Consider the following 14,618-nt stretch of genomic DNA (forward strand, 5'->3'; position numbering starts at 1 on the left):
TCTGCGATCGATAGTATGGTGGGGATCACACAGAGTCAAGCAGTCCCGGAAGGAGGCGGAAGGTGACGGTCACAGCACTGGAGGACGCGGCGTCGGCGGTGTCGCTGGCGGAGCAGGCGTACCTGACTCTCCGCGACCGGCTGATCATGCTCGAGATCAAGCCCGGCGCGCCCATCAACGACACGGCGCTCGCCGCGGAGCTCGGCGTGGGGCGCACGCCCGTGCGCGAGGCGCTCAAGCGGCTCGAGGTGGACCACCTCGTCGTGTCCTACCCCCGGCGGGGCACGTTCGCGACGGCGGTGGACATCACCGAGCTCGCGGACGTCTCGGAGATCCGCGAGCAGCTCGAGCCGCTCGCGGCCCGGCGCGCGGCGCGGGACGCCTCGGCCTCCATGCGGCAGCGGCTGCGCGAGACCGCCGACGCGATCGAAGCGCTGCGCGAGCCCATCGACCAGCGCGAGCTCATGCGCTACGACATCACGGTTCACCGGCTCATCTACGCCGCGGCCGGCAACCCGCACCTCACGGACGCACTCATCCGCTACGACAACCTCGCCACGCGCATCTGGTGCCTGGTCCTGGACAAGGTCCCCTCGGTGGCCGGGCACATCCACGAGCACGCCCAGCTGCTGCGCGCGATCGCCGACGGCGACGTCGAGACCGCCGGGCGCATGGCGCTCGAGCACGTCACGAGCTTCGAGGCGACGATCCGCACCGTCCTCTGACCCTCCCCCACCCCCGCTTCTCCCCCGTTTCGGGTACGCATCTCGCGGCCCTTTTCCGGTTCCGGGTACGCATCTCGCGCCCCTTTTCGGGTTCCAGGTACGCGGGGGGGTCGGGTCAGGCCTCCGCGGCGCGCTTCGCCCCGTACCCGAGGCGGGCCGAGACGCCGGCAGCCGCCTCCATCACCGCCGCAGCGAGCTCGGCCGCGACCTCACCCTGCACGCGCGTGCGGGGAGCGGATGCCGTCACGCATCCGGCCATGCGCCCCCGGTAGTCCCACACGGGCGCGGAGACACCGAATTCCTCGGGGGTCGTCGCCCCGTCATTGACGGCCACGCCCGCCTTCTCCACCGCGGCGAGCTCTGCCGCCGCCGCAGCGTCGCTGTCGTAGGGCGCACCCACCAGCACGGCGCCCGAGCCGACCAGGTCGCGCACAGCGCCCTCGGCCAGACCCGCGAGGAACACCCGCACTGACGACGAGGCGAACTTGTTGTACCGGGTCCCGATCGACGCGGTGTGCTTGACCTGATGTGGGCTCGGAACCTGCTCGACGACAACAGCCTCCTGGCCGTTCCACACCGCGAGCGCGCTCGTCTCCCCCGTCCGCTCGGTGAGGTCCTCGAGGTAGGGAAGCGCCGCTCGCCGCACGTCGAGGTCGGCCAGGAGCGGTCCGGAGAGGGCGAGCAGGCCGAGCCCGAGCCGGTATCTCCCGGTGGCCTCGTCGCGCTGCACGTAGCCGGCATCGGCGAGCCCGGTGAGGATCCGCGAGACGGTGCTCTTGTGCAGACCGACCTTCTGGGCGATCTCCGTGACCCCGAGCACGGGCTTCTCGATCGAGAACGCCTCGAGCACGCCGAGGCCGTTGAGAAGGGACGCCGCCGCCCCCTGGGGTGCGTCATCACTGGTGCGCGGTCGTCCTGCCACGGTCCACTCCTCTTCCGGCCGGGTGCGTGGCTCTCATCTTAGAGTCCTGTGTCATCTCGGCGTGACCTCTTGTGCGGTGCTATCCAAGCAACTACTTTGGGAACACAGCAACAGCATATGTGATTCAGCTCACGTGCGAAACGTCTTACCTGTTCGAAACCAACGTTGCTAACCACCCAACTAGCTTGATGGTCGAGCAACAAAATCCCGTTTCCGCCGGCCCCAGGGCGGAGCGATCGAAAGGAAAGCCACATGAAGCGTATCGGCGTCGACGTCGGCGGCACATTCACCGACCTCTACTTCTCCGACGATGAAGCCGGGAGGGCTGTCATCGAGAAGGTGCCCTCCACTCCGCACGATCCGTCTGAGGCCGTCATCGAGGGCCTCCAGCGGCTCGTCGCGAAGGCCGGTACCGACCTCGCCGAGATCGACCAGCTCGTGCACGGCACCACGGTGGCGACGAACATCGCCCTGACGCACACCGGCGCCGAAGTGGGCATGATCACCACGGAGGGCTTCCGGGACATCCTGCACATCGCGCGGCACAAGAAGCCGCACAACTTCTCGCTGCAGCAGGACATGCCGTGGCAGACCAAGCCCCTCATCAAGCGCCGTCATCGTCTCACGGTCAAAGAGCGCGTCACTGCCCCGAACGGGGATGTCCTCGTCCCCCTGGACACCGACGAGGTCCGCGAGCGCGTCCGCCAGCTCAGGGACGCCGGCGTCGAGGCCATCGCGGTCTGCCTCCTGCACTCCTACCTGAACCCTGCCCACGAGCAGCGGATCGGGGAGATCGTGGCCGAAGAGTTCCCCGAAGCCTACCTCTCCCTCTCGAGCGACATCGTGCCGCTGTACCGGGAGTACGAGCGGTTCTCCACCACCGCGCTCAATGCCTTTGTGGGACCCAAGGTTTCCAAGTACCTCGCCCGGCTCGCCTCCCAGGTCAGGGCGCTCGGTTACCAGCGCGAGGTCCTCCTCATGCAGTCCTCAGGCGGCATGGTGCCGATCAAAGAGGCCGCCAAGAGGCCCGTCACGCTGATGATGTCCGGGCCGGTCGGCGGCCTGATCGGGGGCATGTGGGCCGGTCGCCAGTCCGGCTTCGAGAACGTCGTCACCTTGGACATCGGAGGCACCTCGGCGGACATCGGGGTCGCCTACCAGGGTGAACTGCGCATGCGCCACCTGCTGGACACCAAGATCGGCGACCACCAGGCGATGGTGCCCATGGTGGACATCGACACCATCGGTGCTGGCGGTGGCTCGATCGCCTATGTCGACGCCGGAGGGGTCTTCCGCGTCGGCCCCCAGTCGGCGGGCGCCGTTCCGGGTCCGGTCTGCTATGGCCGCGGCGGCACGGAGCCGACGTCGACCGACGCCCAGCTCATCCTCGGACGCATGCGCGCCCGCCGTAGTCTCGCCGGCGGCGACATGAAGCTCGACGTCGACGCCGCCCGCGCCGCGATGGCCAAGGTCGCAGACCGCCTCGACATGAGCATCGAGGAGGCCGCCCTCGGCGCCCTGCAGATCCAGAAATTCGGCATGACCCAGGCGATCGAGCAGAACTCCGTACGCCGCGGTTACGATCCGCGCGACTTCACCCTGGTCGCCGCCGGCGGTGCCGGTGCACTGTTCGCCTGCGAGATCGCGGCCGAGCTCGAGGTCCCGAAGGTGCTGATTCCGGCCCACCCCGGCATCATTGCCGCCACCGGCCTGCTGGCCACCGACGAGAAGTACGAGTTCGTCGCGACCCGACGGTTCACGTTCGCCAACGCCGACCCCGCCGCCATCCAGGCCTCCTACGAGGCGCTGGAGCGGGAGGCCAACGCGCAGCTCGACGCCGAGGACGTGCCCGCCGGGCGACGCAAGCTCGTCTGGCTCGCGGACGCACGCTACGAGGGCCAGGGGTACGAGATCCGCTTCGTGGCACCCGAAGGGCCTGTCGACCAGGCCTGGCTGGAGAAGGCCGAAGCCTCCTTCCACGACGCCCACTTCGAGGAGTACGGCCACCGCTTCAAGGACGGCGCCGTGGAAGTCATCAACATCCGCGTCGACGCCAGCGCCGTGATGGACGAGCTGCCGACGCCGGAAACCACCACGTCCGGTTCCCTCGAAGAAGCACTCGTGGAGACCCGCCCGGTGACGTTCGAGCAGGATGGCAAGCCCGTCACCGTGGACACCGGCTTCTATGACCGCGACAAGATGGGAGTAGGCACCACCTTCGTTGGGCCCGCCATCATCGAGCAGTACGACTCCACCGTTGTTGTCCCCCCGAGATTCTCCGGGACCGTGGACCCCGCCGGCAACCTCGTCATCGAGTGCCCGGCCGCTGCCCAGACCGCCGAGAAGCTCGCCACCCCGATCCTGATGCGTGTGATCGGCGGCGCGCTGAACTCCGCAGCGAAGGAAATGGCCTCGGTGCTGTTCCGCATGGCCTACTCCTCGATCATCCGAGAGTCCGAGGACCTCGGCGCGGGCCTGTTCGACAGGGACGGCAATGTGCTGGCCGAGTCCGACTCCACGCCGATGTTCATGGGCTCGATGCCCAAGATCGTCAAGGGCGTCATCTCGGTCCTCGGCGAGGACATCCATGAGGGCGACGTCATCCTTCACAATGACCCCTACCTCGGTGCCACCCATTCCCCCGACGTGGCGATCATCGAGCCGATCTTCCACGACGGCCAGCTCGTGGGCTTCGCCGGCGCCTCTGGCCAGCTGATCGACAACGGCGGCGCCTATTCCGGCCTGATGGTGGACATCCAGGACATCCAGTCCGAGGGCACCATCTTCCGCGCTGTCAAGGTCTACGAGAAGGGCGTGCGACAGGAATCGCTGATCCGCCACATCCTCAACAACACCCGGACGCCCACCTCCAACGAGGGCGACTTCCAGGCGATGATCGCAGCCTGCGAGCTGGCCAAGGCCCGCTATCTCGCCCTCATCGAGCGATACGGCTTCGACGCGGTGCGCGATGCCGGCCAGAGCTGGATCGACTACTCGGAGCGGATGCTGCGTCAGGAGATCGCCAAGATCCCGGACGGTGTCTACGAGACCGAGGTCGGCTATCTGGACGACGACGGCCGCAACTACGGCAAGAAGCTTCCAATCGCGGTGAAGGTGATCGTGCAGGGCGATGAGATCACCTACGACCTCACCGGGTCCTCCGAACAGGTGCCCACCGCCTACAACTGTGCCTTCGAGGGCACTACGGTCTCCGCGTTCACCTTCATCACGCGGATGATGTTCCTCGACGAGGTCGCGTTCCCGGTGTTCGTGCCGCAGAACGAGGGGATGCTCAAGCCGCTGAAGGTGATCGCCCCGGAGGGCACCATCTTCAACCCGAAGTACCCGGCTGCGACCTTCTCGCGGTTCTCCCAGGTCCAGCGCGCCGTCGACCTTGCCCTCCGGGCCCTCGCCCCGGTCATTCCCGACCGCGTCACCGCTGGCAACTCCGCCCACATCCACTTCATCTCCTACTCGGGATGGGACGAGAAGCAGGGCGAGTACTGGGTGTACCTCGAGGTCAACGAGGGCTCCTACGGCGCCCGCGCCACGAGCGACGGTCCGGACTCCGTGGACAACCTCATCGCCAACACCCGCAACAACCCGATCGAGGAGCTCGAGTGGCGGTTCCCGATGCGGACCGACCGCTACGAGCTGCGGCCCGAGCCGGCGGCCGCCGGTGAGTTCCGCGGAGGAATCGGCATTGTCCGGGAGAACACCTTCCTCACGGACACCGTGATCACCTGCGAGGGCGAACGCCACGAGTCGGACGTGCCGTGGGGCGCGTACGGAGGGCACGACGGCCTCAATGGCTCGCTCGTGAAGAACCCGGGCCGCGCCGGCGAGGAATCCTGGCCGTCCAAGGTCACGGGTCGCCAGCTGCTGGCAGGCGACTCCCTCCAGATCACCGTTCCGAGCGGCGGCGGCTTCGGCGACCCGCACCAGCGGGATCCGGAGAAGGTCCTCGAGGACGTCCTCGACGGCTTCACCACCCTCGAGGCCGCCGAGCGCGACTACGGAGTGGTGATCGACCCCGCCACCATGACGGTCGACGCCGCACGCACCGCAGAGCGCCGGTCCCCGGCGACCACCTACGCCACCGTCTAGTTCCGCAACACCCAGCAGTACCGCATCGAATCCAGTCACTGGGGCGGCCGGGGGGACGCACAGCGTCCCACCCGGCCGCCCTTTCCATGCCCATCCACACCTCCGGCTCACCAGCCACCTCACCCCAGGAGTACTCATGGAACCGATGGAAAGCACCCTCGACCCGACGAAGGCGTCCGAGCCGCCCGCCGCGCGCACGACGGCGGCGCACGCCACCGCGGGGCAGCTCACCCCGCGTGACGTCCGCATCGCCACGTGGATCTGCTTCTTCGCGTGGACGTTCGCCGTGTACGACTTCGTCCTGTTCGGCAACCTGCTGCCGGTCCTCGCTGCCGAGGTGGGCTGGGCCCCGGCGCAGTCCACGGCGGTGAACACGTGGGTCACCGCGGGCACGGCGCTCGTGGCGTTCGCCGTCGGCCCCCTGGTGGACCGGATCGGGCGCCGGAAGGGCATCCTCATCTCCGTCGTCGGCGCGGCCATCGCCTCGCTCCTGACCGCCGTCGCGGGCTGGGCCGTGGGCATCGTGGGCGGGATCGGCGTCGTCCTGCTCATCCTCGTGCGCTCGGCCGCCGGCCTCGGCTACGCCGAGCAGTCAGTCAACGCCGCCTACCTCAACGAGCTCTTTGCCCATGCCTACGCCGATCCGGCCAAGGCACGGCGCCGCGGCCTCATCTACTCCCTCGTCCAGTCCGGCTGGCCGATCGGCTCGGTGCTCGCGGCCGCCTCGATCTACCTCCTGTTCCCTGTGGGCGGCTGGGCGCTGTGCTTCGTCGTCGCGGCATTCCCTGCCATCTTCATCGTGATCGCGGGGCGCTGGCTCAAGGAGAGCCCGCAGTTCGAGGCGCACCGGCACGCGAACACGAACGGCTCCCCCCTGGCCGAGGCGTTCCGGGGAGAGTCGCTGCGCTCGACCGTGGTGATCGGCCTCTCGTTCCTCCTGAACTGGGTGGGCGTCCTCGTATTCGCAATCCTCGGGACGTCCCTCCTGAGCGCCCCGGACGGCAAGGACATCCCGTTCACGAACGCCCTTGTGATCCTCGTGGTCTCCAACGCCACCGCCTTCGCCGGCTACGTGTTCCACGGCTGGCTGGGCGACCGGATCGGCCGGCGCAACACGATCGCCATCGGCTGGGTCCTGTGCGGTGCCTCCTTCACGGCGATGCTGCTCGCGCCGTCGGGGAACTTCGGAATCGTCGTCGCGCTCTACAGCGCCGGCCTGTTCTTCCTCATCGGCCCGTTCTCCGCGCTGCTGTTCTTCAACGGCGAGAGCTTCCCCGTCCGGACGAGGGCCACGGGCGGCTCGATCATCAATGCCAGCGGTCAGGTCGGGGCGATCATCAGCAGCTTCCTGGTCACACTCGCCCTGGGCGCCGGGTGGACGTGGAGCACGGCGGCCTTCTGGATCGGCTGTGTGCCCATCTTTGCCTCGGGGCTGCTCATCCTCGCGGCCCGGAACATCAACCCGCGTACCGTCCGCCAAGACTAGGAAGAGGCCGGGAGAGAAAGTTCGCCGAACCTCTTGCCTGTTGCGTTATCAGCAAATAGATTGGTCACACAGCAACGAATGAGAGCTGGATCACATGCTCTCTGCGTGTTGCTAAGAAAGCAAACCACCCTCATACAGAGCAAATTCGAAGGAGTTCACCATGAGCCAGGACACCGCAGTGGGCCAGGACATCGAGACCCGTCTTGCCGCCGTGCTGGAGGAGGCGTTCGAAGCCGGCACCGGCATCTACAACGAGCGCGGCTTCAAGCGTCGGATCGGCTACGGCAACCGCCCCGCCGTCATCCACATCGACCTCGCGAACGCCTGGACGCGTCCGGGCCACCCGTTCAGCTGCCCGGGCATGGAGGAGATCATCCCGAACGTCCAGCGGATCAACGAGGCCGCCCGCGCCAAGGGCGTCCCGGTCTTCTACACCACGAACGTGTACCGCAACCGCGACGCCACGTCCGGGACGAACGACATGGGCCTGTGGTACTCCAAGATCCCCGTGGAGACCCTTCCGGCGGACTCCTACTGGGCCCAGATCGACGACCGCATCGCGCCCGCGGAAGGCGAGGTCGTGATCGAGAAGAACCGCGCCTCGGCATTCCCCGGGACCAACCTCGAGCTCTTCCTGACCTCCAACCGCATCGACACGCTGATCGTGACCGGCGCGACCGCGGCCGGGTGCGTGCGCCACACCGTGGAGGACGCGATCGCGAAGGGCTTCCGCCCGATCATCGCGAGGGAGACCATCGGCGACCGAGTCCCGGGCGTGGTGCAGTGGAACCTCTACGACATCGACAACAAGTTCGGTGACGTGGAGTCCACGGATTCGGTGGTGGAGTACCTCAATGGCCTCCCGAGGTTCGAGGACACGGTCCCGAAGACCCTCTCGGATCCCCAGCGCGAGGTAGAGGCCCCCGCAGATCCGGCCTGACCCGTACCGTCCAGCGCCCGCCGTCTTCGCCCGACGGCGGGCGCTGCGCATACTCTGGCGTCGAGCACCTCGGACGCCCCGCGAACGATCCCACCCTCCCCGGGAGCCCCCCATGAACCCCGCAGCCCCTTCAGCCCCTGGCGGCCAGACCGCCCCCGTCCCCCAGTCGGTGCTCCGCAAGGTCACCGGCGCGGCAGCCGCCGGCACGGTCGTCGAATGGTTCGACTTCGCCGTGTACGGCTTCCTCGCGACCCAGCTCGCGCACGCCTTCTTCCCCGCAGGCGACAACGTCGTCGGCCTGCTCCAGACCTTCGCCGTCTTCGCGGTCGCGTTCGCGCTCCGGCCCATCGGCGGGGCCATCTTCGGCGTCCTCGGCGACAGGATCGGCCGCAAGCGCGTGCTGGCCCTGACCGTCCTCCTCATGTCGGGCGCCACCATGGCCATCGGCCTCCTGCCGACGTTCGGCGCGGTCGGCGTCCTCGCGCCTCTCCTCCTGACGCTCGCTCGGAGCGTCCAGGGCCTCTCCGCCGGCGGCGAGTACGCCGGCGCCGTCGCGTACGTGATCGAGCACGCTCCCGCCGACCAGCGCTCGCGCTACTCCTCCTGGATGCCCGCCGCCACGTTCGGCTCGTTCTCCGGGGCCGCCCTGCTGTGCTGGGGGCTCACGGCGGGGCTCGGCGCCGCCGCCATGAACGCGTGGGGCTGGCGCATCCCGTTCCTCGTCGCCGCGCCTCTGGGGATCGTGGCGTTCTACATCCGGCGCCGGCTCGACGAGTCACCGGTCTTCCAGGCTGCCCTCGAAGCGCAGCGGGGCAAGGAGCACGCTCCCCTCCGCCGGACGTTCGCCCTCCAATGGCGCCCGATGCTCGTCCTGGGCGGGTACATCGCCCTCACCGCCCTCAGCTTCTACACGTTTTCCACCTACATGACCACGTTCCTGCGCGAGGTCGTGAAGATGCCGGCCGACCTCGTGCTGTTCAGCAACGTCATCGCCCTCGGGTTCGCCGCGGCCCTCGCCCCGGTGCTGGGCCGGGTGTGCGACCGGATCGGGCGCAGGCCCACCATGGTCGCGTCGTCGCTCCTGCTCGGTGGCCTCGCGATCCCTGCCTACCTCCTCGCCTCCGGCGGGACCTTCGGCGCGGCCCTCGGCGGGCAGGCGCTCCTCGCGCTCGGGGCCGTGACCGCGAACGTCGTGACGGCCGTGCTGCTCTCGGAGGTCTTCCCGACCGAGGTGCGCTACACGGCGTCGGCCGTCACCTACAACGTGAGCTATGCCGTCTTCGGCGGGACGGCGCCGTTCGTGGCGACGTGGCTCATCGCGACCACCGGCAACCCCCTGGCCCCCGCGATCTACCTCACGGTCATCGCCGTCGGCGCGCTCGTCGCGGCCTGGCTGCTCCCGGAGACGGCGCACCGATCACTCGACGGAGGCACGACGGCGCCGCACCGCTCCGTCTCCCAGCGCGCCTGAGCGCCGCTCGCCTCGCGAGACGCCCCGGTGCCGGGAGGACGCCCTCAAGGGTCGTCCCCGGCGACGGGGCGTCTCTGCATGTCCGACGCACGCCGCGATCGGGGCATCAGCCCTCGTTGGAGCGCCAGTACGCGCGGCCGTCGGCCTCCCTGCCCACGATCCCCTCATCCACGAGCGCGCGCCGCACCCCGGGGATGTCGAGCACGCGTTCGGAGAGGCGCGCATTGAGCTCGCGTTCGGGGACGCGCTCGTCCTCGCCGAGGACGTCGGCGGCGAGCTCCCGCAGGAGCTGGATGCGGCGTCCGCGCTGGCGCGGGAGGAGGTCGACCTTCCCCGCCGGCCTGGCCGGCACCGCGGCCCTGGCCCGGGCCAGCAATGAGGCGAGCGCAGCCTCGTCGATCCGCAGCGCACCGCCCGGCAGCTCCTCGAGCACCCCGGCGGCGCGCAGCAGCCGGTCCGCTGACGGGTCCGGCGCCACCCCCTCTTCGCCTGCGAGCGCCACGCGGGCAAAGCGCGCGCGGGCGCGGTCGTTCGCGAGGGCGGCGAGGAGTTGGATCACGTGCTGCATAGCTCCACTGTGCACCCAGGGTGCAGGGCGCGCCCGCCGGACGTGCCGCCAAAGGCAACGGCGCCCTGCGGGAGGCCGCAGCCGCCGTCGTACCCGGAACGGGAAAAGCACGACGAGATGCGTACCCGGAACGGGAAAAGCACGACGAGATGCGTACCCGAAACGGGTGGCGGCGGGTCAGGGGCGGGGGTCGTCCCGCAGCTGGGCGTTGCCCCGGACCAGCTTGACCGCGAAGGCGAGCGCGCCGAGCTTCCCCCGGCCCCGCGGGTCGCCCCCGATCGCCGCGAAGATGCGCCGGAGCCGCTTGTGCAGCGACTGGCGCTCGAGGAAGAGGATGTCGGCCGCGTCGGTGGCATTGCACCCGGCGGTGATCCAGACGTCCAGCGTACGCACCAGTTCGCCGCCCGTGCGCTGGTCGAGCCGGATGAGCTCGCCGAGCGACTCCTCGACGAGCGCATCGACGGCGCCGCGCGACAGCGAGCGCTCCGCCATACGCTCGACCAGGAAGTCGGAGGCGTCGTAGATCGCGTCCGTCCACTTCGAAGAGCGGCCGATCCTCCACGTGGCCCGCGCCTCCGCCAGCGAGAAGGCCGCCTGCCGGATGGTCGGGGCCGTCGGGCCGAGGGCCCCGGTGAGCCCCTTGCCCTCCACGGAGTCCCGGAGCATCCCGAGGAGCCGCTCGCGCTCTCCGTGGCCGGCGCGCGCGGGCAGCGCCAGGAGGATGTCGACCCACGCCCCGTCGACGATCAGCAGAGCCGTGGGCAGCGCGGTGCGGGCCCGCTGCTCGAACTCCGCGGCCCCGTCCGCCGGGCGGCGGATCACCGCCATGGCCAGGGGCTGGTCGGGCGCTACCCCGGCCGCCTGGCAGAGCTCGATGAGGCGGTCCCCTCCGCCCCCCGCCCCGATGAGGCGCAGGAGCTCGTCCTCCGCAAGCCTGGCCAGGCTCGGCCGGTGCTGCTGGGCCAGGGCCAGCGCGACGATGCTCCGCACCCGGGCGAGGGCGGTCTCGAGCAGCTCACCGTCCGCCTGGGGGCCGCCCACCAGCTCGAGCCGCGCGGCGCCGATGCCGCCCACCGTGAGCTCGGTGTCGGGCCCGTGGGCGTGCGGCGCCGGGTCCGGACCGGCGGCGGCGAGCAGCGCCCCGCGCGTGTCCACCACCCGCGCGTGCACCCCGAGGGTCTCGGCGATGAGCCCCACGAGCGGCCCCAGCACCGCTCCCGAGCTCGCAATCCTCTCGGTGAGCGCCTGTGAGAGGCCGTCCGCCACCTGGAGCGCGTGCACCTGCCCCGAGACGATCCTGCGGTTCACGGCCTCCGCCACGTCGACGAACGGCACCACCTGGCGCAGCTCGATGAGCGGCAGCCCGGCCTCGTCCGCGGCGGCCACGAGCTCGGCGGGGAGATGCCGCCCGCTGCCGGCAGTCTCGACGGCGAGCGCGGCAACGCGCCGGGAGGCCAGGCTCCAGACGTACTCCGCCTGCGCCCCGGGCTTGAGCGCGAGCAGCGCCGCGCCCCCGGTGAGGAGGAGCTCGCCTCCCGAGAGGAGGGGCGCGATCTCGAGGACCTCGCTCGAGTGGACCCACCGGACCCGCGCGCCCTCGACTGCGCGCTGGCCGCCCACCACGACGGGGGCCCCGCTGGCGAGCACGCCGCCGGCGAGGATCTCGATCAGGGGCAGGGACATGGGGGCCTCACTCTCGGCCGGGAGATAACACGGGTAGACAGATTGTCACCCACAAGCCCTTGTCTGGGCGACACAACGTATCTAGGTGGTGACGCGCCGCACATCTACGCTTGAAGGCAGCCGGCTACTCGCTCCCCCAGCGAACACTACGAGAAAGTAGTCTCACATGAGCCTTCGCACTCAGAGCAAGACTGAGGACGCCACACACGTCGTCGAAGACGTGCTGCAGCCCGTCCCCGAGTCTGCTCGCACCACCAAGGTCTCCGGGCAGTTCTGGATCTGGGCTGGGGCCAACGTCGCCCCCATCAACTGGATCCTCGGTGCCCTCGGCATCAACATGGGCCTCGGCCTCGCCGACACGATGACCGTGCTCGTCCTGGGCAACGTCATCGGCATGGTGGGCTTCGGATTCTTCGTCCTCCTCGGGCAGAAGACCGGCGCCACCGGAATGCTCCTGGCCCGCGGGGCCTTCGGCCGCCGCGGCGCCTACCTCCCCGCGGCGATCCAGGCCCTCGTCGCCGTCGGCTGGTCCGCCGTGAACACGTGGGTCATCCTCGACCTCGTGATGGCGCTCTTCGGCATGATCGGCTGGGTCGACCCGACCCAGCAGAACCTGGCCTGGAAGATCGGCATCGCCGCCGTGATCATGGGCATCCAGGTCACCATCTGCTACCGCGGCTACGGCGCGATCGCGAAGTTCGAGCGCATCACCATGCCGCCGACTCTCCTCGTCCTCGTCGCGATGTCCATCATCGCGTGGACCCAGCTGCCCATCGACTGGCACTACGCGGGCCCGGCCGGCGCGATCCTCACCGGCGGCGAGCGCATCGCCGCGATGTCCGGGATCATGACCGCGATCGGCATCGGCTGGGGCATCGGCTGGTTCACCTACGCCCCCGACTACTCCCGCTTCGTCTCCAAGAGCATCCCCAAGAAGAAGCTCTACTTCACCTCGGTCCTGGGCCAGTTCCTGCCGGTCGTGTGGCTGGGCCTGCTCGGCGCGAGCCTCGCGACCATGAACGGCACCGCGGACCCGGGCGAGCTGATCGTCAAGAGCTTCGGCGTCATGGCGATCCCGGTGATCCTGCTCGTGATCCACGGCCCGATCGCCACGAACATCATCAACCTCTACACGTTCGGCGTGGCCGCCCAGGCCCTCGACATCCGCATCGGCCGGCGTGCGCTCTCCATCGTGGTGGGCTGCCTGTCCATGGTCGCGGTGATCTTCTTCCTCTTCGCCGAGGACTTCGCAGCGCTCCTGGACAGCTGGCTCGGCGCCATCGTCGCGTGGGTCGCGACCTGGGGCGGCATCATGGCGGTCCACTACTTCGTGTTCGAGCGCAAGCACAAGAACTTCGGCTACCTCTTCCTGGACCCGAAGGACACGCGCCTCAAGGCCGTCAACCCGATCGCCCTGGTCTCCTTCCTCGCCGGCCTGATCATGACGTGGCTGTTCATGTACGGCGGCGATCCGCTCCTCCAGGGCCCCATCGCCACCGCCATGGGCGGCGTGGACCTCTCCTGGCTGGCCGGCACCCTGACCTCGGGCCTGCTCTACCTCGCCCTCGGCTACCCGCGGTTCAAGAGCCGCATCCACCACGGGGTCCCGCTCGGCATCCGGGCGGACGTGAGCGACGAGGAGTACCTCGCCTCCCACGGCGACGCCTCGATGCACGACGGCGAGCACCCGGCGTCGTCCGCCGACTCGCCCGCCGCCGTGGCGCCGTAGCCCCCTCGCGCACCCCATCACCGCCGGCGGCGGGCCCGCCCGCCGCCGGCGCCCCAGACACACCCCCGAACACGTTCCCAGGAGGAGCCATGCCCAGCAGCGTCTTCATGGAGGAGATCGACGCCTTCACCTACCGCGAGGCCATCGCGGCGGGTGCGCCGATCATCATCCCGGTGGGCTCGATCGAGCAGCACGGCCCGCACCTGCCGCTCAACACGGACGTCGTCCTGTCGCGGGCCATGAGCGAGCGGCTCGCCGAGGCCGTGGGAGGGCTGGTCGCCGCACCGATCGTGTACGGCTACAAGTCGCAGCAGCGCTCGGGCGGCGGCAACCACCTCGGCGGGACGACGAGCCTGGACGCGGCCACGCTCATCTCGATCGCCCGCACCCTCACCCTCGAGTTCGCGCGGCACGGTGCCCGGCGGCTCGTCTTCCTCAACGGCCACTTCGAGAACTACCAGTTCCTCTACGAGGGCGTCGAGCAGGCCACCTCGGAGCTGGTCCTGCGGGGCCAGGACATCTCGGCGCTCCTGTTGTCCTACTGGGACTTCGTGGACGAGGACACGATCGAGCAGATCTACCGCGGCGCCTTCCCCGGGTGGGACGTGGAGCACGGCGGCGTCCTCGAGACCTCGCTCATGCTCCACCTGCATCCCGAGCGGGTGCAGCTGGACCGGGTCATGGACCTGCCCGCCGCGCAGCTGCCCAAGTACGACGTCCTGCCGGTGCGGGCAGAGCTCACCCCCGCCTCTGGGTGCCTGTCCTCCGCCGCGGCTGCGTCGGGCGAGGCCGGCGCCCTGCTCCTCGAGCGGACCTCCGCAGCGCTCGCGGCGGAGGTGGACGCCGAGCTGCGCTCCAGCTCGCCCCTCGCCGTCATCTAGTTGCAACTGCCGCAACATCGGTGCGACTTATTGACCGTGACCCAGACCACACGTAGTCTGGTGCAACCGAGTTGCGGTAAACGCAACCCCAAGCTTCTGGTGGTTT

Annotated in this window: 10 protein-coding genes; 7 read left to right on the forward strand and 3 right to left on the reverse strand. The window is 69.5% G+C overall.

Annotated elements, in window-relative coordinates; translation table 11 throughout:
• Nucleotides 1–62 precede the first annotated feature (62 nt).
• Complete coding sequence (locus tag ACYVKZ_RS05055; RefSeq protein WP_307008573.1) at nucleotides 63–725, forward strand: GntR family transcriptional regulator; 663 nt, start codon at nucleotides 63–65, stop codon at nucleotides 723–725.
• Between the two features lie 115 nt (nucleotides 726–840).
• Here the strand turns inward: ACYVKZ_RS05055 and ACYVKZ_RS05060 are convergent, their stop codons facing one another.
• Nucleotides 841–1,647: an IclR family transcriptional regulator gene (locus ACYVKZ_RS05060; protein WP_460990981.1), complete on the reverse strand. Its 807-nt coding sequence runs from the start codon at nucleotides 1,645–1,647 to the stop codon at nucleotides 841–843.
• Between the two features lie 252 nt (nucleotides 1,648–1,899).
• Between ACYVKZ_RS05060 and ACYVKZ_RS05065 the strand changes: the two genes are divergently transcribed.
• From ACYVKZ_RS05065 to ACYVKZ_RS05080, 4 genes are all read left to right on the forward strand, one after another.
• Nucleotides 1,900–5,754, forward strand: coding sequence for a hydantoinase B/oxoprolinase family protein (locus ACYVKZ_RS05065; RefSeq protein ID WP_460990982.1), 3,855 nt, complete (start codon nucleotides 1,900–1,902; stop codon nucleotides 5,752–5,754).
• A gap of 136 nt (nucleotides 5,755–5,890) precedes the next feature.
• Nucleotides 5,891–7,240 (forward strand): MFS transporter, encoded by a 1,350-nt coding sequence (locus ACYVKZ_RS05070; protein ID WP_460990983.1) that lies wholly within the window; start codon nucleotides 5,891–5,893, stop codon nucleotides 7,238–7,240.
• Nucleotides 7,241–7,400: 160 nt separating this feature from the next.
• On the forward strand, nucleotides 7,401–8,180 hold the full coding sequence (locus ACYVKZ_RS05075; RefSeq protein ID WP_460990984.1) for an N-carbamoylsarcosine amidohydrolase: 780 nt from the start codon (nucleotides 7,401–7,403) through the stop codon (nucleotides 8,178–8,180).
• Between the two features lie 112 nt (nucleotides 8,181–8,292).
• Nucleotides 8,293–9,651: an MFS transporter gene (locus ACYVKZ_RS05080; RefSeq protein WP_460990985.1), complete on the forward strand. Its 1,359-nt coding sequence runs from the start codon at nucleotides 8,293–8,295 to the stop codon at nucleotides 9,649–9,651.
• 106 nt (nucleotides 9,652–9,757) lie between these two features.
• On the opposite strand, the gene ACYVKZ_RS05085 is transcribed toward ACYVKZ_RS05080, so the two are convergent.
• Together ACYVKZ_RS05085 and ACYVKZ_RS05090 are read right to left on the reverse strand one after the other, a co-directional pair.
• Nucleotides 9,758–10,219: a DUF2087 domain-containing protein gene (locus tag ACYVKZ_RS05085; protein ID WP_460990986.1), complete on the reverse strand. Its 462-nt coding sequence runs from the start codon at nucleotides 10,217–10,219 to the stop codon at nucleotides 9,758–9,760.
• 177 nt (nucleotides 10,220–10,396) lie between these two features.
• A complete protein-coding gene (locus ACYVKZ_RS05090) occupies nucleotides 10,397–11,902 on the reverse strand; it encodes a PucR family transcriptional regulator (RefSeq protein WP_460990987.1) in 1,506 nt (501 codons plus the stop codon).
• A gap of 166 nt (nucleotides 11,903–12,068) precedes the next feature.
• Here ACYVKZ_RS05090 and ACYVKZ_RS05095 point away from each other — a divergent pair, with 166 nt between their 5' ends.
• Nucleotides 12,069–13,631: a purine-cytosine permease family protein gene (locus ACYVKZ_RS05095; protein WP_460990988.1), complete on the forward strand. Its 1,563-nt coding sequence runs from the start codon at nucleotides 12,069–12,071 to the stop codon at nucleotides 13,629–13,631.
• An 89-nt stretch (nucleotides 13,632–13,720) separates the two neighbouring features.
• The gene (locus ACYVKZ_RS05100; protein WP_460990989.1) at nucleotides 13,721–14,512 is read left to right on the forward strand and encodes a creatininase; all 792 of its coding nucleotides are present in this window, start codon (nucleotides 13,721–13,723) and stop codon (nucleotides 14,510–14,512) included.
• Nucleotides 14,513–14,618: the final 106 nt, after the last annotated feature.

It is taken from the genome of Sinomonas soli (assembly GCF_054782415.1).